Annotated in this window: 16 protein-coding genes and 9 tRNA genes; 7 read left to right on the top strand and 18 right to left on the bottom strand. The window is 42.6% G+C overall.

Going from position 1 to position 21,707, the window contains the following annotated elements:
- Positions 1-67: 67 nt before the first annotated feature.
- On the top strand, positions 68-856 hold the full coding sequence (locus BIW53_RS09035) for a nucleoside-binding protein (RefSeq protein WP_070991507.1): 789 nt from the start codon (positions 68-70) through the stop codon (positions 854-856).
- Between the two features lie 156 nt (positions 857-1,012).
- Positions 1,013-2,065: a hypothetical protein gene (locus BIW53_RS09030; RefSeq protein WP_070991506.1), complete on the top strand. Its 1,053-nt coding sequence runs from the start codon at positions 1,013-1,015 to the stop codon at positions 2,063-2,065.
- Positions 2,066-2,155: 90 nt separating this feature from the next.
- On the opposite strand, the gene BIW53_RS09025 is transcribed toward BIW53_RS09030, so the two are convergent.
- The 14 genes from BIW53_RS09025 to BIW53_RS08960 all read right to left on the bottom strand — a co-directional run bounded on the left by BIW53_RS09025 (position 2,156) and on the right by BIW53_RS08960 (position 9,075).
- Positions 2,156-3,106, bottom strand: a complete 951-nt coding sequence (locus BIW53_RS09025) for a hypothetical protein (protein WP_070991505.1) — start codon at positions 3,104-3,106, stop codon at positions 2,156-2,158.
- Positions 3,107-3,330: 224 nt separating this feature from the next.
- Positions 3,331-3,417 (bottom strand) — tRNA-Leu (locus BIW53_RS09020).
- A 35-nt stretch (positions 3,418-3,452) separates the two neighbouring features.
- Positions 3,453-3,526: transfer RNA gene (locus tag BIW53_RS09015), tRNA-Cys, on the bottom strand.
- 15 nt (positions 3,527-3,541) lie between these two features.
- Positions 3,542-3,617 (bottom strand) — tRNA-Gly (locus BIW53_RS09010).
- Positions 3,618-3,707: 90 nt separating this feature from the next.
- Positions 3,708-3,783, bottom strand: a tRNA-Gly gene (locus BIW53_RS09005).
- 86 nt (positions 3,784-3,869) lie between these two features.
- Positions 3,870-3,956, bottom strand: a tRNA-Leu gene (locus BIW53_RS09000).
- 27 nt (positions 3,957-3,983) lie between these two features.
- Positions 3,984-4,059 (bottom strand) — tRNA-Gly (locus BIW53_RS08995).
- 108 nt (positions 4,060-4,167) lie between these two features.
- Positions 4,168-4,254: transfer RNA gene (locus BIW53_RS08990), tRNA-Leu, on the bottom strand.
- Between the two features lie 35 nt (positions 4,255-4,289).
- Positions 4,290-4,363, bottom strand: a tRNA-Cys gene (locus BIW53_RS08985).
- A gap of 15 nt (positions 4,364-4,378) precedes the next feature.
- Positions 4,379-4,454, bottom strand: a tRNA-Gly gene (locus tag BIW53_RS08980).
- A 222-nt stretch (positions 4,455-4,676) separates the two neighbouring features.
- A complete protein-coding gene (gene pgsA / locus BIW53_RS08975; RefSeq protein ID WP_070991504.1) occupies positions 4,677-5,222 on the bottom strand; it encodes a CDP-diacylglycerol--glycerol-3-phosphate 3-phosphatidyltransferase in 546 nt (181 codons plus the stop codon).
- Positions 5,223-5,264: 42 nt separating this feature from the next.
- Complete coding sequence (uvrC, locus tag BIW53_RS08970) at positions 5,265-7,088, bottom strand: excinuclease ABC subunit UvrC (protein ID WP_070991503.1); 1,824 nt, start codon at positions 7,086-7,088, stop codon at positions 5,265-5,267.
- A 12-nt stretch (positions 7,089-7,100) separates the two neighbouring features.
- On the bottom strand, positions 7,101-7,751 hold the full coding sequence (gene uvrY / locus BIW53_RS08965; protein ID WP_070991502.1) for a UvrY/SirA/GacA family response regulator transcription factor: 651 nt from the start codon (positions 7,749-7,751) through the stop codon (positions 7,101-7,103).
- Between the two features lie 178 nt (positions 7,752-7,929).
- Complete coding sequence (locus BIW53_RS08960) at positions 7,930-9,075, bottom strand: dicarboxylate/amino acid:cation symporter (protein WP_070991501.1); 1,146 nt, start codon at positions 9,073-9,075, stop codon at positions 7,930-7,932.
- 216 nt (positions 9,076-9,291) lie between these two features.
- Between BIW53_RS08960 and BIW53_RS08955 the strand changes: the two genes are divergently transcribed.
- The 3 genes from BIW53_RS08955 to BIW53_RS08945 all read left to right on the top strand — a co-directional run bounded on the left by BIW53_RS08955 (position 9,292) and on the right by BIW53_RS08945 (position 13,751).
- Positions 9,292-11,631, top strand: a complete 2,340-nt coding sequence (locus BIW53_RS08955; protein WP_070991500.1) for a carbohydrate binding family 9 domain-containing protein — start codon at positions 9,292-9,294, stop codon at positions 11,629-11,631.
- A 134-nt stretch (positions 11,632-11,765) separates the two neighbouring features.
- Positions 11,766-12,734, top strand: coding sequence for a cysteine synthase A (gene cysK / locus BIW53_RS08950; RefSeq protein ID WP_070991499.1), 969 nt, complete (start codon positions 11,766-11,768; stop codon positions 12,732-12,734).
- Positions 12,735-12,851: 117 nt separating this feature from the next.
- Complete coding sequence (locus BIW53_RS08945) at positions 12,852-13,751, top strand: substrate-binding periplasmic protein (RefSeq protein ID WP_175442113.1); 900 nt, start codon at positions 12,852-12,854, stop codon at positions 13,749-13,751.
- Positions 13,752-13,843: 92 nt separating this feature from the next.
- Here the strand turns inward: BIW53_RS08945 and putP are convergent, their stop codons facing one another.
- On the bottom strand, positions 13,844-15,322 hold the full coding sequence (putP, locus tag BIW53_RS08940) for a sodium/proline symporter PutP (protein WP_070991498.1): 1,479 nt from the start codon (positions 15,320-15,322) through the stop codon (positions 13,844-13,846).
- A gap of 279 nt (positions 15,323-15,601) precedes the next feature.
- Between putP and BIW53_RS08935 the strand changes: the two genes are divergently transcribed.
- Together BIW53_RS08935 and BIW53_RS08930 are read left to right on the top strand one after the other, a co-directional pair.
- Positions 15,602-16,834 carry an EAL and HDOD domain-containing protein gene (locus BIW53_RS08935; protein WP_070991636.1) on the top strand — a complete coding sequence of 411 codons (1,233 nt, stop codon included), beginning with the start codon at positions 15,602-15,604 and terminating at the stop codon, positions 16,832-16,834.
- Positions 16,835-16,961: 127 nt separating this feature from the next.
- Positions 16,962-17,189, top strand: a complete 228-nt coding sequence (locus BIW53_RS08930) for a DUF3820 family protein (protein WP_070991497.1) — start codon at positions 16,962-16,964, stop codon at positions 17,187-17,189.
- Here the strand turns inward: BIW53_RS08930 and BIW53_RS08925 are convergent.
- The 3 genes from BIW53_RS08925 to BIW53_RS08915 are packed head-to-tail and all read right to left on the bottom strand — an operon-like array spanning position 17,186 to position 21,684.
- A complete protein-coding gene (locus BIW53_RS08925) occupies positions 17,186-18,172 on the bottom strand; it encodes a sterol desaturase family protein (RefSeq protein WP_070991496.1) in 987 nt (328 codons plus the stop codon). The genes BIW53_RS08930 and BIW53_RS08925 overlap by 4 nt on opposite strands.
- A 58-nt stretch (positions 18,173-18,230) precedes the next feature.
- Complete coding sequence (locus tag BIW53_RS08920) at positions 18,231-20,423, bottom strand: TonB-dependent receptor family protein (protein WP_070991495.1); 2,193 nt, start codon at positions 20,421-20,423, stop codon at positions 18,231-18,233.
- Positions 20,416-21,684: an imelysin family protein gene (locus tag BIW53_RS08915; protein ID WP_070991494.1), complete on the bottom strand. Its 1,269-nt coding sequence runs from the start codon at positions 21,682-21,684 to the stop codon at positions 20,416-20,418. The genes BIW53_RS08920 and BIW53_RS08915 overlap by 8 nt, the downstream gene beginning before the upstream one ends.
- Between the last annotated feature and the right edge of the window lie 23 nt (positions 21,685-21,707).

Here is a 21,707-nt window from a genome sequence, read left to right as displayed (position 1 = left end):
AAATGCGCTCCGCTTGTGAGCGCATTGTCTATAATTCATACGTATCACATTAAAGCTCAGGATATGTATGAATTATAAAACCTTACTCGGCTCTGTCGGTTTAATTCTATTTTTATTTTCCTCAGTGTTATATGCCGCTAATTGGAGTAAAACGCAGCTCCACATTAATCGAGGAAAACTAACCCAACCTTTTTCTAAACAAGAATCGATAACAGATATCATTTCTCTACAACATGCTTCTGCTCATGATTTTGGAGATGTTTTCTTTTTTATCGACTATTTGGATGATGATCATACTGATGGCTTCAATGACGGTGATATTTACACAGAAGCTTATGTTACCTTTAGCACTAAGGCTTTGTTTGACTGGAATTATACCTTTTGGCGCTTGAAAGATGTGGGGTTTATTCTGGGCGTTAACGCCGGAGACGATACAAAAGTTATGAAGTACTTACCGGGCATAAAACTAAGTTGGGATATTCCTGGGTTCAAATTTCTTACCACTACATTTACTGGCTACTTCGATGATAATGCAGGTTTATCTAAACACGGCGTCCCTCAAACCAACAATACCTTTATGCTTGATTTGGCATGGGGATACCCATACCAGCTTGGATCTGAGAAGTTTTACTTCACCGGTCACGCTGAATACATAGGATCTAGACGCGATGAAACTGGACGATACGTGAATGACTGGATACTGGCGCAAATGGCATTTCAATGGGACTTAGGTAATGCGCTCGGCAATAAGAGCGATACCCTTATGCTGGGTATCGAGTGGCAAGTCTGGCGCAACAAACTAGGAACGTCAGTCAACGAGTCATCCCCGCAGCTTCATTTGGTATGGACATTTTAGCCCTGTGAAGAGTACCTAATAGGATACGTGTAATAACCAGTAATACCTGATAGCTATACTTTGTACTTTAATTGCCATACCCGTCATTGCCCACAGGACATAAATACTAAAAGGGCTGGCGGCATAACCCATAAAGCTAAGCCTAAGGAGAAGCAAATGTCTCATGTCATCGTCAAAGCTATGAGCGCGGCCTCAGGAGAAACACTGAGCGAATACAGAGCAAGTCAAATGAAAGAAACCCGTTGGAAAAATGTGACTCAAGGTGTGTCAGATAAAGACCTAGATAACAACTTTGATTTCTTAAACGGAGCCGTTTTAAATCGCGATGCAGGTGGGGAGGTATTACTAACCACTACAGGCCTATTTGGCCCAATACGTTCAGGAACCTTTGTGCATTTGGATGTCAATGACCATAACCAGGTAGTACCAAGCCAACGCGCTGCAACTGACGAAAAAGATAGTCTTATCAAGCATCTAAATAAACTTCACAGAGAGTATACCAACTATCCCCCTTCGCGCGATCATGCATTACTCATTAATGGTTTTTGGACCGCTGCGGTAGATGGGGCTGGCATTACCGGCCTTGATGATTCAGCCAATGTGTTTGGCAGTACGGGTCAGCTGATTTGTGATGTGGATGAATTACATTTTCCGCTGCTACGCTATGGTGACAGTAAAGAATCTCAAGATCGTTTTAATAGGACGCTCGCCTACTATGGTGGCAAGTTGCTTGAGCCTAAAGAAGAATTTGCACTGGGATTTAGTCAAGACCTCTGGGGTATTCAATATGACCAAAAGTTGCCTCAATACATTACCGAGTATCAGTTCGGGCCCACAAAAGGCGGCGGTTTATTTGTTGAACACCACCCTTTCCCACATATATGGTTGCCAGCTCAGGGGAAAGACCCAGAATTTGGACGTCATACGATTTCACGTATATTGCTTGGTCGCAGAGTTGATACACACCAAGAAGATGACTATTTCCGCACAGTCGCCATCGAGCAATACCATTTCACCATGTTTGAAATTCCGCTCGATGGCAGTGCGCTGGCAATTCGCCCTCAGTGTATTCACAATGATAGCTTTACCGAAGGGGCACAGACGGTGTTTTTAGCCAATACGGCGGCGAATACCGTGGCACTGCGACACAGCGCGCCAATCAATAGAATGTTTGCAGGTGATATGCCCTTTCATCGAGAGCATGAATAAACGTGATTGACCCGTTTTGGGCATGTTGTTAATCATGCGGCAACCACCGCATGATCAGCGCATTTAGTTAATGTCATACTCAACTAAATATTAATACCAGTAACAGGTTACAACTTTTACTTTGTTTGCCTCTGAGATAACACAAGCCAATTTGCCCAACCCACCAGCACCTCCACCGTTACCATCACCACCGTCATATTCTGAATAATTGGGGCTAAAAACTTCGCGCAAGTGGTCTGAAATCGACTCTGGCTCGCCTCGTTCTTCAAGCTTGTCAATATCAGTACCAATTCTGCCTAAATATCGCTCCAGACCATATTTACTTTTTGGTATCGACATGCCCTTTTTATCTTTGAACTTTAGGTTTTTAAAGCGCATTCTAACGCTCGAGTCAGCATACATCATGCTTAGATCAACATCTGCTTCAACCTTGGTAGCATCCGCAAAAGTATATACCACAGTCATTTCTTTATCAGACAACCCAACAGAAATGACTCCTAAACTCAAGCCAAAACCCTTGGCGGCAAATTTTGCAAACTCTGAGTCAATCACACTAAACTCGTCTGAAAAACGCTCGGCATGATAATCTGCTAGCCAGTCTGCGAAGACGTTACTGGACATTCTAACCGCGTCAAAAGCGGACTTAAAGTCAGAGTCCTGATACTGAAAGCTCCCTGTGACTTTGTCCATCGCTATGGTGGTTTTTATATCGGTTGTTTTTAGCTCAGAACCCAGAGGCGATGACGCTGAGTGAGTGCGTCTGAGTGTCACCGAAGAGCCACTAGCCATAGCAGGCCCTGCCATCGCCACGTGATATTCTTGTACAGTGTAACTCCCTGAACGCGATCGATCGGCAATATAAATTTTTTGCCCCCATGTATAGGCTGCATTCGCCGCGACCTGCCTCTTTTGAGAGTCAGAACAGCCATGGCATGGCAGAATTAAATCTACCTCCATACTAGGGCGCGCTGAGGCGTTAAATGCACTGCACAACATAAGCATTACTATGCCCATACAGACAACTTGAAGGTTAAATTTCATAAAATGTCCTTTTTATGTTTGATGGAAATTGAACTGCCAAAATAGTAATTCAATCGAACATGAGAAAAAACATAAAACAAACATTTTTTACACTTTATTAATTATTTCGTATTCGAAGAGACAAAAGGACACGTAACTTTAGTAGTATCAGTGAAAGTAGTTGCTAATAAGCATGAGAGTACAAAGAATCAAATGTGACATGAGAGCTGGTGAAAAATTTAAAATGGTGCCCGGGGCCGGACTTGAACCGGCACGCTGTTACCAGCGAGGGATTTTAAATCCCTTGTGTCTACCAATTCCACCACCCGGGCATCGGGTTGCTTTCGCGTGTGGAGAGTGTGATAAATGGAGGCGGAACCCGGAGTCGAACCGAGGTAGACGGATTTGCAATCCGCTGCATGGCCACTCTGCCATTCCGCCGTCTTATCGAAAGTTTGGAGCGAGTAACGAGGTTCGAACTCGTGACCTCGACCTTGGCAAGGTCGCGCTCTACCAGCTGAGCTATACTCGCATCACTAATGCGATTTTATTCTGTTGAAAAACTGACGAATTTCAACTGAGCTGTGCTCGCAAACTTCAAAAAGAGGACCAGATATTTGATTGGAGCGAGTAACGAGGTTCGAACTCGTGACCTCGACCTTGGCAAGGTCGCGCTCTACCAGCTGAGCTATACTCGCATCACTAATGCGTTTTAATCAGTTGAAGTTATTAAGAAGCTTGGTCGCGTCTTTCTAATTTCAGCTGAGCTATACTCGCAATCAAATGGTGCCCGGGGCCGGACTTGAACCGGCACGTTGTTACCAACGAGGGATTTTAAATCCCTTGTGTCTACCAATTCCACCACCCGGGCATCGGGTCTTATGCTAAAGCGTTAGATTGGAGCGAGTAACGAGGTTCGAACTCGTGACCTCGACCTTGGCAAGGTCGCGCTCTACCAGCTGAGCTATACTCGCATCACTAATGCGTTTTACTGAGTTAGAATCAATAAGAAGCTTGGTCGCGTCTTTCTAATTCCAGCTGAGCTATACTCGCATCTTTTTGAGATACATCTCTAATCTAAATGGTGCCCGGGGCCGGACTTGAACCGGCACGCTGTTACCAGCGAGGGATTTTAAATCCCTTGTGTCTACCAATTCCACCACCCGGGCATCGGGTTTGCTTTCGCATGTGGAGTGTTGAGATATGGAGGCGGAACCCGGAGTCGAACCGAGGTAGACGGATTTGCAATCCGCTGCATAGCCACTCTGCCATTCCGCCGACTTGATTAAAGATTGGAGCGAGTAACGAGGTTCGAACTCGTGACCTCGACCTTGGCAAGGTCGCGCTCTACCAGCTGAGCTATACTCGCATCTTTAAATGCGCTTTACTGAGTTGAAATCATTAAGAAGCTTTGTCGCGTCTTTCTAATTTCAGCTGAGTTATACTCGCAATCTTTAACATCAAAGGCGTGCTGCCCTCTCAACACGGACGCATTCTACAGAAGTTACGAAACGCGTCAATATAAAAAATGAATGTTTTTAATCGTTTGTTCAAAATTTATCTAAACTGATGTGTTAATAGACACTTCCAGTTAAGATTTGGTCAATTCGGCCTTTGCTGCATATAAATAAGCAACCATTGAAGTCACCGTTAATAGTGTAGCAACCGCCAATAACGCATAGCTTAAGTTAACCATCCAAGGGGCGTATTGCCAAATTAAACCGATAATGGCGAGCATTTGCGCGGCAGTTTTAAACTTGCCAAGCGAAGACACCGCAACATCATCGCGTTTACCCAGCTCAGCCATCCACTCTCTAAGTGCAGAGATAACGATCTCTCGACTAATGATGATGATAGCCGCTGCGGTAACAAAGTAATTTTGGTAATAAGTTGCAAGCATAACCAAAGCAACACTCACCATTACCTTATCAGCAACAGGGTCTAAGAATGCTCCAAAAGGTGTTGATTGCTCGAGTTTACGAGCCAAATAGCCATCGAGAATATCGGTCACTGAGGCGAGCCAAAAGATAAACGCAGCAGCAAAAAATGCCCATGAGTATGGCAAATAAAACAAAACTGCAAATACAGGAATGAGTAACAACCTAAATGTTGTAAGTGTGTTTGGAATATTCCACATAACTACTTAGTGAGGTCTTTTTCTTTATGTTCGCATGAATGCTTAAGCTTTGTCATGCAAATGGTTAAATATCTTTTCAGCCGTTTTAGGGCTGATCCCGGGAACTTGTTTTAGCTGATGGATACTGGCGGCTTTCACCCCCTGCATTCCACCTAAGTATTTCAAAAGTGCCTGACGACGTTTTAGACCAACACCTTCAATTTCTTCCAATACTGACTGAGTGCGCTGTTTTTGTCTTTTGTTACGATGCCCTGCGATAGCGAAACGGTGCGACTCATCCCTAATATGTTGAATTAAGTGCAGCGCTGGCGAGTCACTATCTAAATTAACCGTTCTACGTCCGCCATCAATTAATAGCGTTTCTAGACCAGGTTTACGACTTGTGCCTTTTGCCACACCCACAAGCAATGGTAACTTATCTAATGACCAATCAGCAAAAAAAGCTTCTGCTCGGCCCAATTGCCCCTTGCCACCATCTATAAAAATAACGTCCGGAACCTTAGTTTCATCCTGCAACTTAGCGTATCGCTTGTTAAGGGCAAAATCCATGGCTGCATAATCATCACCCGGTGTTACCCCAGTTACATTGTAACGGCGATATTCTTTGTTATTTGGGCCCTGCGCATCAAACACCACACACGATGCCACAGTATTCTCTCCCATGGTATGACTGATATCAAAACATTCCATTCTTTGTATATCACTAATTTGCAGTGCTTCTTTAAGCAGAGCATAGCGTTTATTAATTGAATCTTGCGCACTTTGTTTGACAGCGATACTGTTGAGCGCATTTTTATTAGCCAACGCCAGATACTGCGCTCGCTCAGAACGCACCTGCGCTCTAAATATTACTTTGCGCGTTGCCACTTCACTTAAAGCATTTGTCAATTCCTCTTGCTCTTGCAGCGCAAATGGCAAAATAATCTCTTTTGCAATACGACTACTTGTACCACCACTTAAGTAATACTGCCCTATAAACGAGCTGAGTATTTCATCCGGCAGTGAGCCTTTCGGGACTTTAGGAAAATAGGTTTTGGTACCCAGCACTTTATGTTCACGGATCATCAGCATATGTATTGCGCACAAACCATTTTGCTGCACGAAACCAATAACATCCATTTCTGCGAAGTTACCCGCTATCGATTGCTGTTCCTGCATCTGTCTGAGCAATGCGATTTGATCTCGATATTTAGCGGCCAACTCAAAGTTCAGTGCCATACTGGCAGTTTCCATCCGCGTAACGAGTTTTGCGATCACCTGCTGTGATTTACCATTGAGAAATTGGCGAACCAGATCAACCTGATCGAGATATTCTTCATCTGACACCTTACCAACACAAGGGGCGCTGCAACGCTTTAGCTGATACTGCAAGCACGGACGGCTTCGCGCACGATAATACACATCTTCACATTGGCGGACTGGGAAAATCTTCTGCATCAAACGCAAGCTTTCAGAAACCGCAGCACTACTTGGGAAAGGCCCAAAATACTCACCTTTGTACTTTCTTGCGCCACGATGAAATGCCAGTCTGGGATGTTTATGACCGCTTAAGAAAATATAAGGGTAAGATTTATCGTCGCGAAGTAAGATATTGTATCTAGGCTGATACTTTTTTATAAGATTGTTTTCCAGCAGTAACGCTTCTGTTTCTGTATTGGTGAGAGTCACCTCCATACTACAGATGTTACTTACGAGAACGCGGGTTTTACTGTCAGGAATATTGGCACGAAAATAGCTCGAAACGCGCTTTTTGAGATTTTTGGCCTTGCCCACATAAATTACCTGATGCTGATCGTCATACATACGATAAACACCAGGCTCGGTGCTCAAGGTTTTGAGAAATGCTTTGTGATCAAATACAGCCATCTAAATGATAGGTTAGTGTGTGGTATCAATGTCTATCATTTTATGACGAATTGCTAGGTGTGTTAACTCAACATCGCCCCCTACGTTGAGCTTTTCAAACATCCTGTAGCGATAGCTATTGACAGTTTTTGAGCTTAAGTTCAAACGTTCCGCAATATCTTGGGCTTTTTCACCTTTAGTGATCATCAGCATAATCTGCAGTTCACGCTCGGATAACGACTGAAAAGGATTTTCATCGTTACGCCCACTAAACTGAGCCAAAGCGATTTGCTGAGCAATTTCTGGGGCAATATATCGTTGACCCGCATTTACAGCGCGAATCGCGTTAATCATCTCATCGGGGCCAGCTCCTTTGGTCAAATAACCATGTGCACCAATTTGCATCACCTTACTTGGAAAAGGGTCCTCACAATGAACTGTTAATACGATCACCTTAACATCTGGACAATAGCGACAGATTTTTTTTGTCGCTTCTAACCCACCAATGCCAGGCATGTTCATATCCATTAACACAATATCTGGCTCATTTTGACGACAAAATGCCACCGCTTCCTCACCAGTTTTAGCCTCTCCGACCACTTTAAAACCACGCACATCATCCAATATACGTTTTATACCTGTTCTCACAAGTTCATGATCATCAACTAAAAGTACGTTAATCAATAGTACATCCCCTCACTGTTACCTCGGCCTTTGTGACCTTTAAATCACAACATGCCCAGATTACCATAGAATTAAATAAATAAATAAATATTCACACGCAAATAATGTATTTTGTTTACAAAATAATCACGCAGAGGTGACATATCAAGCACCTCTGAGTTTAGTGCAATATTTTCGGTTATGCGCGCTGTGAAAAGCGATTCACCCAAAGTGCTATCACACCATCGCCTGTCACATTACAAGCTGTACCAAAGCTATCCTGTGCCAAGTAAAGTGCAATCATCAGCGCCACCGCAGCTTCATTGAATCCCAGCATAGACGTAAGTAGTCCCAGTGCTGACATTACAGCGCCACCTGGAGCCCCAGGAGCTGCAATCATCACCACGCCCAGCATAAAGATAAATGGCAACATTTGTAGTAATGAAGGGACCGCCATGGTTGGCGAAAGAAGCATTACTGCCATGGCACAAGTAACAATTGTAATCGTAGACCCCGATAAATGAATTGTCGCACACAGCGGTACAGAGAAGTTCGCAACCTCTTCGTTAACACCGTTTGCTTTGCTGGCTCTAAGTGACACAGGAATGGTAGCAGCACTTGACATGGTTCCTATCGCCGTAAAATAAGCAGGGAGCATGTTTTTGATTAACTCCACAGGGCTACGCTTAAGCAAAATACCACTTCCAACATACAACACTGTCAACCATAACCAGTGCATGACGATGGCCGCAACTAAAACGATACCAAAGGTACTAAGCGTATCGGCGACTGTACCCGCAACCGCCATTTCGGCGAACACTCCGGCAATATAAAAAGGTAGAGCAGGAATAATGACTTTAGCCAGCAACGCGTCAATCACGTCCCTGCCTTGGTCGGTAACTTCCTTTAATGACTTTAGATTTAACTGGCTGATCCCTATTCCAAAAATAAAAGCCGTTGCCAAAGCCGTCATTACTCCCATTAAAGGAGGAATTTCAACATTGATATAACTTTTAATTTCTATTGCTGAGGTAGCTTCATAACTGATAGCACCATCAAAAAACGGAATAAACGCGTTTACTAAAATCACAGCGAGTGTTCCTGCAATAATAGTGGAGCCATACGCAAAACCAACTGTTTTGCCAAGTAAGTGGCCTGACCCTTTTGGCAACCCTGCGATACCGGATGCTATAAAAAACAAAATAATCAAAGGGATGGTAAAGCTTATTAGTTGACCAATAATAACTTTAGCAGTGTACAAAAGTTCAACCAGCCCCATAGGTAGATAAAAGCCGGCAGCAATACCGCCCAAAATACCAGCAATAAGTTTAAGAATTAACGACATAATACTTCTCTAACTAAAATGATGCGTTGTTGTATCACGTTTTATTGCGCGATTGCCACAAATGCTTAAACATTGCATGTAAACCGCTGTAAAACCAACTATGCGCTAAGTAAAGGACACTTAACTTGTTAAATTGCAGCCTAACGCGAAAGGTTTGTTAACATTACCTGCATATTATTAAATAGTGGCCCACTCTATGACGATATATTTAGCAGCATGATAAACAAAGTTATTTTCGCATTAAGCTCACTCCTCGCTGTGAGTGCGAGTGCCAACCAAACAGTTGAAGCACTCCCATTTATCGACGCTTCAGCAATAATTGATGGTAAACTTGACGACCCTGTTTGGCAGCAAGCAAAAAAAATTGCCATCAATAATGTTACTTGGCCACAAGAAAACACACCCAGCCCTGTGACTACTACGGCTTATGTTTATGAAAATGGTCAATCATTATTTGTCGCGTTTAAAGCGGACGATCCCAATCCTGAACTGATCCGCGCATTCTTTCGAGATAGAGACCGCGCTTGGAATGATGATTTAGTTGGTATCAAGATTGACTCATTTAACAATAAGCGCAGCGCTTATCAGTTTTTTATTAATCCACTTGGTGTTCAACAAGATTCAATTGAAAACGAACTAACTAAGAGCGAGAACAACTCTTGGAATGGCATTTGGGACAGCGCAGGTGTTATTCATGATCAAGGCTATAACGTGGAGATAGAAATTCCTTTGCGTGTGCTTAACTTCGATGACTCCAAACAAGTCAAACAGATGGCTATGGAGTTTTTGAGATTTTTACCTAGAGATCAGAGATTACGATTGTCCAATATGCAGATCTCTCACGCCAATAACTGCTGGATATGCCAAATGCCGCAGTACACAGGGTTTGAATCTGCTAAACAAGGCAATAACATTGCCGTTATTCCTTCACTGGTATTAAGTAAATCCCAATCAAGAGACATTGATGGTAGCGACATATCCGACTGGAAAGATAACGACAGTACCGAGCCGAGTTTGGATTTAAAATGGGCTATTACCCCCGACACCACTTTGAATGCCACACTCAATCCAGACTTTTCTCAAGTAGAGGCAGACACCGGTCAGCTGAGCGTAAACGACAGTTTCAGCCTATTCTTCCCAGAAAAGCGTGCATTCTTTTTAGATAACGCCGACTACTTTTCCTCACATTTAAATTTGATCCACACCAGAAACATTGCAGCGCCTGATTTCGGTGTAAAGCTATCTGGCAGTAAATCAGGCCACACTTATGGTTTGTTTCTTACCAATGACGAGCACCTCAATGTAATGGTACCGGGCAATTTGGGTTCCAGCATTGTCTCACTAGAGCAAAAGAGTAACAATGCAGCCTTGCGCTATCGCTTTGATGTAAACGATGGCTTATCGGTTGGTTCAACGGCAACTCTAAGAGATAGTGACGACTACAAAAATCAGCTCGTGAGTTTTGACGCTAAATATCAACCTACTGCCAGTGATACTTTTAATGTGCAGATATTAGGTTCCAACACCAATTACAGTCATGCGTTCGCACAGGAACTGTGTGATGGCGATGACGGGGACTGCGCCACGCTACCCACTGAGGTATGCTCTGTCGAACAAGACTGTGACTACAACGAAAGTGTTTTGCGTGTGTTAGAGCAAGATGATTTGAATGGTCTGGGGTACCTTGTGGACTACGAACATAACACCAAACACTGGCGTGCATTCACCAGTTACCAAAGCTATGGTGCAGATCTTAGGGCCGATATGGGCTTTATGTCTCAGGTGGATTTCAATAAATTTTTAACTGGTTTCGAATACCGTTGGTATGGAGAACAACACAATTGGTGGAACAGAGCTCGCTGGTATACTGATTGGGATATTACTCACAATGATGACGGCGACTTATTAGAAAAAGAAGTCCAAACCAATTTGGCAATTGATGGACCCTTGCAAAGCTTTATTGACTTTGGTGTTGAGCACAGAAATCGTCGCGGCTTAAGACACAACAAGGCCAGCCTCCAAATAGACAATAATAGCGACCTGTTTTCTGAAAATTTAATTTGGACCTATATGGAGATTAAACCTGTTTCAGGGCTGTTTGCTGGGCTAAATTTACGTACCGGAAACAAAGTGGACCTTGCCAACAACCGTGTTGGTAAAATGCACTTTGCACGCCCTGTTATCAATCTTAACTTAGGGAAACACTTTGAGGTTAACTTTAGACACAGTTACGAAACATTAGATGCCGATGGCGCGAAGGTATACACCGCAAATCTGACTGACGCCCGTTTAACCTATCAATTCAATATCAATAGTTATTTACGTATTGCTGTCATCTATACTGATATAGATAGAAATGTCAGCAACTATATTGACGAAGTTGACGCGAATTATAAAGGGCTTAGCACGCAACTGCTCTACTCTTATAAACTGAATCCTCAAACCATATTTTTTGCAGGATACGCTGACAATGGGTATCAGGATGATGATCTTTCGCGACTCATAAAGGATGAAAAAACCTTCTTTGCTAAATTTAGTTATGCTTGGCTAATGTAATAAGAAATCAAATTTATATTTCTTTTAGCTATAAGCATATTTGATATATCTTATAGCCATTCTTTACTTCAATTTTATATAAAGCTAAGTAAAGTGTGATGTTAAGTAAAACCTAGAGCACCTAAGGGAACACAATGTCTAAGATATTCGCAGATAACAGCCTAACAATTGGTCAAACTCCGATTGTAAAATTAAACCGCGTGACAGGTGGTAACGTATACGCAAAAATTGAAGCTCGTAACCCAAGTTTCAGCGTTAAATGTCGTATCGGTGCTTCTATGATTTGGGAAGCAGAAAAGTCAGGTCTTCTAACAAAAGACAAAGAGCTCATTGAGCCTACTTCTGGTAACACTGGTATCGCTTTAGCATTTGTAGCAGCTTCTCGCGGTTACAAGCTGACGCTAACTATGCCAAACACGATGAGTCTAGAACGCCGTAAGCTACTTAAAGCACTAGGTGCAAACTTAGTATTGACTGAAGGCGCCAAAGGTATGAAAGGCGCAATCGAAAAAGCTAATGAAATTCAGGCAAGCAACCCTGAAAAGTATATTTTGCTACAGCAGTTCGAAAACCCTGCAAACCCTAAAATCCATTTTGAAACTACTGGCCCAGAAATTTTTGAAGCAATGGATGGCAAGGTTGATTACTTTGTTGCAGGTGTTGGTACGGGCGGTACCATCACTGGTACGACTCGCTACCTAAAAAATGAAAAAGGTTTACAAGTCAAAGCAATTGCCGTTGAACCTTCAGATTCTCCAGTGATCACACAAACACTTGCTGGCGAGGAGGTAAAACCTGGCCCTCATAAAATCCAAGGTATTGGTGCAGGCTTCATTCCTGGCAATCTAGATCTAGAGCTGATTGACGGCACTGAATTAGTTTCAAATGAAGACGCTATTGCGATGGCTCACCAACTGATGAAAGACGAAGGTATCTTGGTTGGTATCTCATCTGGTGCCGCTGTTGTAGCCGCAAAGCGTATTGCAGAGAAACCAGAAAATGCCGACAAGAATATTGTCGTTATTTTACCGAGCGCAACTGAGCGTTATCTATCTAGCCCACTATTTGCAGACGAATTTTCTGATCAAGAGCTTGTGCAGTAATTACAAGTATTTCTAAAAACCGGCTAAGGCCGGTTTTTTTGTGTCTGAAATATCATGGAAAATTCTCCTTCATTTTCTAAACTTAAAAATATACTCGTTCATTCAGTCGTAAATGCCATGCGTATTACTCTAGTGTTAATTATGGTGCTGCTCACACCGCTAGTATTTGCCCAAAGTGTCACAAATGTGGGTTACTTTAAGGACGCAAGCTATCACCTTGTTCAAGGGGTTGAATATGAGAACGGTTATCTCTACAACCCTAAAGGTGAAAAGGAGTTACTAAGAGTTGTTACCTTAGACTGGCCACCGTATATCGGCCAAGCACTATGTAACAAGGGTTGGGTATTCCAATTTGCAGTGGCCGTACTCGCCGAGCAAGGTTACAAAGTTCATGTCGAGTTTTTACCTTGGGCACGCGCGGTTAGAGCTGCTGAAACAGGTAAAGCCGACATCTTAATGCCTGAGTATTATATTGAAGACTCCGCCCCATCAGATTACGTGTCCGGTAAAACACGCAGAGAAATGTTAGCGCTGTCTAACTCATTTCCTGGCGGCGAAATTGGCTTTCTCAAACGTAAAGGCGATAAAGATAGGTTTGATGGTAATTTGCTTTCCTTAAAAGGGCAAAAGATTGGTGTTGTCCGAGGCTATCAAAATACACCTGAATTCGATGCCATGATGGACAATGGTGAATTCGTTATCATCGAAGCGGTCGATGATTTACAACTGGTTAAATTACTTGTTGGTAAACGTGTTGACCTAATCATTGGCGATCCCAAAGTGTTGCGATTTACCGTCAATTACTCACAATTGAGTAAGTCAGAGAAAGTTAATTTGCTAAGCAACATAGAGAACGAGTCTAAATTATTAAAGTATAACTATCTTTACTTTGCTTTGAGCAAAAGCAAACCGCAATGGCGGCAAGTATTAGATGATATTAACAAAAGTCTGTACCAGTTTAGTAACAGCGGTGAAACCGAGCGTATTATTGAAATGGGTAATCTGGAGTGTTTTTAAAAAAGCGTCTAATGAAGTGACCCCAGTAATTGGAATGTCCAACTTTATGGGGTCACTTCAGAACAGCGATTTTTTAATCAGCTAAATGAGACTTATAGCTCACTTTGTACTTTCTTAAACAAGTTTTGAATAGGTTCGCTCGGTGCTGATGTAAGTAGGCTTACTACAACAATCGTCACCATTGATACCACAAAACCCGGGATGATTTCATAAATGATTGAACTCAACGTTTCTCCATTTATCGTAATAGGCGCATAAATCCAAACAAGTACGGTTGCAGCCCCTGATACCATACCCGCCAAAGCACCTGCAAAATTCATTCGTTGCCAACATAAGCTTAACAATACCAATGGACCAAACGCTGCACCAAAACCAGCCCATGCGTTACTTACTAAGCTTAAGATGGAGCTATCTCTGTCATAAGCAAGATAAATAGCACACAACGCAACTGCCACGACGCTCAGACGCCCCACCAATACCAACTCTTTATCCGTTGCTTCACGATGGACAAAAATCTTATAAAAGTCTTCTGTTAATGAGCTAGAGCTCACTAGCAACTGAGATGAAATGGTACTCATGATAGCAGCTAAGATAGCAGCTAATAGGAACCCAGCAATTAGTGGGTGAAACAGTAATTGAGAAAGAATCAAGAAAATAGTTTCTGGGTCATCAACTACAATACCCTTTTCATGAGAATAAGCAGCGCCAAATATACCCGTGCCTACCGCACCTAATGCAGCGATAATCATCCACGACATACCTATACGACGTGCCGTTGGCATGTCCTTGACACTTCTTACGGACATAAAGCGTACAATAATGTGCGGCTGTCCAAAATAGCCTAGACCCCAAGACATCGCGGAGACAATACCAATTGCCCCCCCAGCACCAACCCAGGTTAGCATTTGCGGATTCACCGCGTCTAGCGTTGACGATAACGGCGCATCGAGTAAGGAATAGGTTACTACTGGCACCAAAATGAGGGCGATAAACATGATACAACCTTGTACAAAGTCAGTCAGACTTACGGCAAGGAAACCACCAAACAAGGTGTAAAGAACAACCACTCCAGTGGTAATGTACAATCCAGATTCATAACTCATACCAAATGAGCTTTCAAATAACTTGCCACCCGCTACCACACCTGACGACGTGTACAACGTAAAGAATACAATGATCACTAACGCAGAAACAATACGCAGTGCATTACCTTTGTCTTCAAAGCGATTAGCAAAGTAATCTGGAATAGTAATTGAGTCATTCGCAAGTTCGGTATAAACACGCAACCTTGGTGCTACCAAAAAATAGTTTAACCATGCACCAATCACCAAACCAATTGCGATCCAGGTACTGCTAAAACCTGTTACGAACATAGCTCCGGGTAACCCCATAAGGATCCAACCACTCATGTCAGACGCACCTGCTGACAGAGCCGCTACACTTGGCGGCAAATTACGACCTCCAAGCATGTAACCAGAGACATCACTGGTTGATTTACGATAGGCGTACAAACCAATGCCCAGCATAACTATAAAGTACAATACAAGCGAAATTATCGTGCCTAATTCCAAAGTTACCTCCTCAGTTATCAGCACTCTACCCAATGACAATTATCCAGCTTGCGCCTTTCTTATTGGCATTAAATAGAGGGCATTATTAGTGTCGTCTGACTATATCATGAATATTCTGCACACCCCAGCATAGTCGCTCACGTTTACCGGTCAACATATGTTCAGTAACCATACAGCTTTGATTAAGTAAAAATGGATGATACGCAAAACGTCAAAATAATGAATTAGGCTTGATTTTGACTATTATTATAAACAGAAGGGTTCTATTTTGTGGTGTTTATGAACTTTTACGCAGCACGGCAACCTATTTTCGACAGTAACAACGAACCAATAGGCTATGAGATATTATTTCGCAATGGGCCCAATAATGTCTTTCCATGTATCAATGCAGATAGGGCAACTTCCCAACTGCTAGAGGGTAGCCAATTTTATTTCGAACTTGCCGAGCTTAGCAATCATAAACCTGCATTTATAAATTTCACCTTAAATACCTTGCTACTTGGTTATCCATTTATGCTACCACCTAAGCATATGATAGTTGAAATTATTGAATCCATAGAACCTGGCAAAAAGCTCCTTAACGCGGTTAAAACATTACATAGCAAAGGCTATGGTGTTGCTTTAGATCATTATCGCCATCAGTCAGCTTGGCGACATTTTTATCCATATATAAAATATTTAAAAATAGATGTTAGCTGTACGCCATTACCTGAAATACATCTCATAATGAAAGAAATTGAACCACACAACCATATAAAGTTAATTGCAGAAAAGGTTGAAAACCACCAGCAGCTGGAGCAATTAAAGAGCCTAGGATTTTCTCTTTTTCAAGGGTTTTATTTTGCAAAACCAGAAATGCTCACCAGTAAAATGTTCAGCGCCAGTGAATTATCAATCACTCGATTGCTAAGTGAAACAGTCAACGAGTATGTTGATATTAAAAAGTTAACTCCGATATTTGAGCGAGACATTAATCTATCGTATAAGTTACTGCGTTACACTAACTCTGCAATATTCAAACGAAGAACCAAAATCAATAGTATAAAACAAGCGTTGGTTGCTTTAGGCAATCAAGAGTTAAAAAGGTTTCTATCACTAACATTTGCTGCGCAAATATCCCCAGAAAAACCGGCGGAGTTAATAAAACTGTCTTTGACTAGGGCAAGGTTTTGTGAGCAACTAGCGTTAAATGCTAACAGTACTAAGTATGTGGGCCCTGCATTTCTAACCGGTATGATGTCTTTGATAGATGCCATCCGAGATGACAGTATGGAAAACATCATGGATAAGCTGCCGCTGGTTGACTCTATCAAACAGGCGTTAGTTAGTGGTGAAGGTCCATTGGCACACTTGTTATTAATCGTACAAAGTTATGAACAAGCTGATTGGCAAGCAGCGCAAGCACAATGCCTAGCGCTCAACATTGACCCTGACGTATTACCCTTAGCTTACAACGACGCACTGAACTGGTGTAACGAACAAATGCAAGTGCTAGCTTGTGAAATTCATTAGCCACAAATAATCTCGCAACTAATAGCTTCACGCTCAGCACACAACTCTAAACTCAGGTGTATAGAGATGCCAAGCCAAAGATAACTTGTTACACTTGCAACTCTGTTACCGAACAAACTGTATTCCCATGTACGATCACCAAGCGCTCGTCGCCGCCATTAATACGAAAATGCCATTTGGCAAACATGCTGGCACGCCACTTTTGTTGCTTCCAGAACCCTACGTTGTGTGGTTCAAACAGCAAGGTTTTCCGCAAGGAAAACTGGGAGAACAATTGGCTATGATCTACGAGGTTAAGCTAAATGGTCTAGAGAAGTTACTCATGCCTTTGTTGCAAGCCAAGTCTGAGCGCTAGTCTAATTTATCCATGGGCTGTTTGGAAACTGCCTTTCTTGGTAATAGCGATAAACAAGCCTGCTTAAACGGTTTCAAGTAAATTGCAGTCAAGGAATCATGTCCCGCATCGTATTGACCGACACCGATATTAATATTTGGTGCGCTTGATGCTTTTATCAATGACCCATACATTCTGTCCCAAACAGCAAGAGCTGACCCTAAATTGGCATCAAAATGTTGTGGATTGTCACTATGGTGTATTTGATGCTGTGCTGGGCTAATGAACCAGCCTTCTAATTTATCACCCCAACTAAAGCGAATATGGGAATGACGCAAGTTGGCACCGCAAATGTTAAATATGAACACAAAGGCATTGGCTCCCAAAATATCGTACATACTCAGTTCAGTCCCGAAAAAATGGTAACCAAATCCCACTACAAGCCCCTGCGTCAGAGCCATTCTGCAAGCATAGAGGTAACTTTCAACAGGGTGAGATCGATATATCGTGAAGGGAGTCAATACCTTAGCGGAGTGATGTACTTTATGAAACTCCCAAAGAAACGGCACCTTATGCAGCAACAAATGCAATAAGAAGCGTGTTAAGTCATCAACGATAAACAGCATCAGGGTAAATATCACAATCACGGCCGATTCAGGCCAAACAAGGTGTAACGGCTGTCCAAACAACCATTCGAGTACCTCAGTTGTCGCTATGGCTACTGGCACCATCGTGAGCACAATTGGCGCGAAAAGTGCGGCTTTAAGAAGTACATTGCTGACCAACAAGCAGTAATCAAGCCGAGCACTTTTACACAGCCATACTCTTTTAGGAAACAGAAAGCGAAAAAAGCCACGTACTGAACGCTGGTGCAATTGAGCAGCAAAATACACTGGCACAGCCATCAACACCGCACTAAATAAGTAAGGTAGATAAATGCGCTTATTAGCATCAAGTAAATAGCCTGGCAAAGACACAAAACTCTGCCACATCTGTTCTAACATATTTACCTCAAAAAAAGGGCCACTCTGTGACCCTTAATTCATAGACTATATCAGCTCATTAAAACTGATATTTATAGCCCAGTGAGAACTGACGTGGTTTACCGGGTCGCGCACCATACGGGCGACGACTCACCACCTCTGTTTCATCCAGTAGGTTATCGACTTTGGCATACACTCTACCGTAGTCACCTAATTCATAGCTTGCTGATAAGTCAACCGTGATATTAGAGGGAACTTTTTTACCCGACAGAATAGTTTCCTCACCTGCCGCTTCAGGCATCGAACTTACATACTTAACTGCCATTGAAAGCTGCCAATCCTGCGCTGCTATGCCGATATTAAACGTTGCCTGATGGTTAGGCAAATAAGGCAACTCATCGCCTTTTTCAACCTTTCCCCATTGCGCAAACTCAGAGTCCAAATCGTGCTGAAACTCACTTTGGGTGTAGGTATAGACTAATCCGTAGGGGATCTCTAAATTCATACTTAATGGATAACGCTGTGAGAATTGTGCCTCTACACCGTATACATCAACTTCACCGCCATTGAACTCCTGATCTATTTGTGCATCGATACCACAATTCGACTGACTGCAGCTTTCTTTTAAATTACTGTAATCATTGTAAAAACTCACAAGTTCAAACTGGGTTACACCATCATTAAAGCGGCCACCAAATTCGTAGTTAACGCTCTTTTCAAGCTTAACATTTGTCCGTTGCGCAGGTGAAGATGGAACAAAACCTTGATGAACCCCAAACAACAAGCCTGATTCTTCTGAAAGCTTGTAAAAACCACTCACCCCAGGTAACCAAATACGTGTCGTCTTGTCTTGCCAATTTAGCGTATCTTTGTTGCTCTGGTAGCGCATATCCATCAACTCACCACGCACACCAACACCTAAAGTCAGTGCATCAACGCTAATTTGGTTTTCAACATAAACGGACCATGCATCGGTCGATTCCGTATCTAACGTCGTGAATGCCTTATCTTGGCCCGTATCCGCCACTCTACCCGATGTCATCGCATAGATTTGTTCAAAGTGTTTACGTTCAATTTCATCTTCATGATAGCGCACACCCGCTGAAAGTTTGTGCTGCAAATCAAACAACTTAAACTTTAATGTTGCATCAACTTGTACACCTTGCGAATAGTATTCACGATCATTGGTGCCCATAGTTAAAAAGATAGAATTACGACCTGCCTGCACCGAATCTTGCGTGCCTGAAATAACAGCGTATTCGTCCGTATACTCTTCAGGGTTAGCTAAAATTCCCGACAACGAAACCTTTTTATTCGTTAAACTATTTAGCTTTCGCCACGCACGTTCATAATCATTACGATAAACTCGAGTGGTGACGCGAATATCTTCACCTTCTAAGTAATGAGAGAACATCACTTGCTGGTGCTCGGTATCCATCAATGCATCCTGAGAGGCTGCATAACGACGATATGGCGTGCTAGCAAAATCTGAGTCTGTTAGACCCAAATAAGTTTCATCTGATTGTTCATCTGAATAAGAAAGCTTCAATCCAAATGTATGGTCAAATTGGCCTACTCGCATTTTATAGTTAAACTTAGCAAGCAGGTCATTTTTATTAAATCCAGTATTACCACCGCCATCTAACTCTTTAAAGCCATCAGCTTGAAGGTTTACTCCTTCTAACAAGAACCCAACGTTATTAACGACTGAGCCAAAATAACCATGCGCCTTTTGATAACCATCACTACCAGCCGCAATATCAATACCGCCTTCCGTAAACTCAGGCACTTGACGGGTGATCAAGTTCAGCGTACCCGCAACTGTTTGAGGACCATATTTAATTGCCGCAGGGCCTTTAAATACCTCAACCGCGGTCATACGTGTGGTGACAGGAAAATAATACGCTGCTGGCGCTGAGTATGGCGATGGGCCAATCAATACCCCATCTTCTAAGATGGTAATTTTCTTACTACGTTCAGGCGTTACACCACGAAAACCAATGTTAGGACGCAAGCCATAACCATCTTCTTCACGAATATTGACACCCGGCACTGATGCTAAAATACGATGAATATCATCGTACTCATACTTCTCTAAGTCTTCTTCACTAAGCAAAGTAGCAGAACCTGCCTCGGTGCGAAGCTTGTCATAGTGACTCAGGATCTGAATATGTTCTAACTCACTGTCATTATCCGCTGCCAATGCGCTTGGCATTGCAACTGCGACAGCCAAAGCCAACATAGATTTTTGCATAAAAGGTCTTTTAGTCATTGTCACCTGCCGACGTTTTTGGAAGTTCTAGTGCAAGCTTATTGATGAAATCATTTTTAAGCTGATCGGTCACCGATTTAACTTGTGTATGTGTATTGGTAACACCAGCTTCATTGTTAATCAGTGCACTTTGCAAGTTACCTTCAAGCGCGTTTGCCGCGGCTTTTGCGTTGGCTATTCCTTGCAACATGGTTTGTTTTGTCTCGGAAGCCTGCTGCTCATCTAAGAAGTCATCAAATCCGGCGCTATTACTCTCACTGCTACCACCTAGGAAGAGTTTCTCAAACGCATCAATATTCGCTTTGATATTTTCTATCGAGTGCTTGGCATAAACCGATTCAACTTCTTGTGGGCAAGCTTCCAGACCACAACTATTAGCGAATAATCCTAATGGAGTGGCTAGCTTGTAATCTTTAAGTTCTTCGGTCATATAAAATAATGCATCGGAGATTTCGTTGATAGCTTTGGTTTGCGTTGCAAACTTGTTGCCCGGCTCACCTGCATTTTTCAATACCTGACTATAGCCTTGTTCACCGTTCCACTGATTCAACAAGGTTTGCGCAGAATGGCTAAGATCGCTGGCCACTTCCTCTGCAAATTTACAACGTGCCACCTTACGCGACTGTTCCGCTCGTGTATTCCAGTTTGCCAGAATATCACCGGCAGCTACCGCACTACAGCTATAATCCTGATTATTGTTAAACAGTAAATATTCAAGAGCATCAAGCCCTTTTCGTTTATCAGAGCGATTGCGAATATTGTAAGCAACATCGTTTACACTACCTTGCTCAAAAAACACGACATCTTGGTCAACACTACAAGTACTAGCATTTGGCCAAGAATAAATGTCGTTACGCAGCGCCTTGTCATTCTCAAGCAATGGCCCAACAATCATAAGTTCAGCATGTTGCCAGCTGATCATAGTTTCGCGCCAAGCATTTTGGGCAACTTGCTTAGCTACATCTAGCGCCTGCTTTTGGGCTTCGTCTTGCATACTAGGATCATAATCAGCTTCTAAGTCACAATAGGACTTAACCTGACTTGGTAACGATTGTGCTTTGTCTGCAAATGCTTCAAATGTTGGAGTAATAACGTTATCGGTCAAGTTAACCAAAAGTGCTTTTTGGTCAAAGTTAGTCACCACGTCATCTTTATTGTCACCGTAGTTTGGTCCCGCTGAACTTGAGGTACTTTCACCACACCCGCTTAACAGTGCCGCGACGGTACTTGCTAATAGTAAAGGTTTCAATGTTGGTGCCATCAATTGCCTCTTTTATAGAATTT

The sequence above is a fragment of the Pseudoalteromonas byunsanensis genome (assembly GCF_001854475.1).
GTDB classification, from domain to species: domain Bacteria; phylum Pseudomonadota; class Gammaproteobacteria; order Enterobacterales; family Alteromonadaceae; genus Pseudoalteromonas; species Pseudoalteromonas byunsanensis.
The sequence above is the reverse complement of the archived record's forward strand: the minus strand, read 5'-3'. Positions and strand labels throughout refer to the sequence as shown.

Coding starts and splice junctions, on each gene's coding strand:
- BIW53_RS09035 (WP_070991507.1), top strand. CDS start 68: ATGAATTATAAAACCTTACTCGGCTCTGTCGGTTTAATTCTATTTTTA.
- BIW53_RS09030 (WP_070991506.1), top strand. CDS start 1,013: ATGTCTCATGTCATCGTCAAAGCTATGAGCGCGGCCTCAGGAGAAACA.
- BIW53_RS09025 (WP_070991505.1), bottom strand. CDS start 3,106: ATGAAATTTAACCTTCAAGTTGTCTGTATGGGCATAGTAATGCTTATG.
- pgsA (WP_070991504.1), bottom strand. CDS start 5,222: ATGTGGAATATTCCAAACACACTTACAACATTTAGGTTGTTACTCATT.
- uvrC (WP_070991503.1), bottom strand. CDS start 7,088: ATGGCTGTATTTGATCACAAAGCATTTCTCAAAACCTTGAGCACCGAG.
- BIW53_RS08960 (WP_070991501.1), bottom strand. CDS start 9,075: ATGTCGTTAATTCTTAAACTTATTGCTGGTATTTTGGGCGGTATTGCT.
- BIW53_RS08955 (WP_070991500.1), top strand. CDS start 9,292: ATGATAAACAAAGTTATTTTCGCATTAAGCTCACTCCTCGCTGTGAGT.
- cysK (WP_070991499.1), top strand. CDS start 11,766: ATGTCTAAGATATTCGCAGATAACAGCCTAACAATTGGTCAAACTCCG.
- BIW53_RS08945 (WP_175442113.1), top strand. CDS start 12,852: ATGCGTATTACTCTAGTGTTAATTATGGTGCTGCTCACACCGCTAGTA.
- BIW53_RS08935 (WP_070991636.1), top strand. CDS start 15,602: ATGAACTTTTACGCAGCACGGCAACCTATTTTCGACAGTAACAACGAA.
- BIW53_RS08930 (WP_070991497.1), top strand. CDS start 16,962: ATGTACGATCACCAAGCGCTCGTCGCCGCCATTAATACGAAAATGCCA.
- BIW53_RS08925 (WP_070991496.1), bottom strand. CDS start 18,172: ATGTTAGAACAGATGTGGCAGAGTTTTGTGTCTTTGCCAGGCTATTTA.
- BIW53_RS08920 (WP_070991495.1), bottom strand. CDS start 20,423: ATGACTAAAAGACCTTTTATGCAAAAATCTATGTTGGCTTTGGCTGTC.
- BIW53_RS08915 (WP_070991494.1), bottom strand. CDS start 21,684: ATGGCACCAACATTGAAACCTTTACTATTAGCAAGTACCGTCGCGGCA.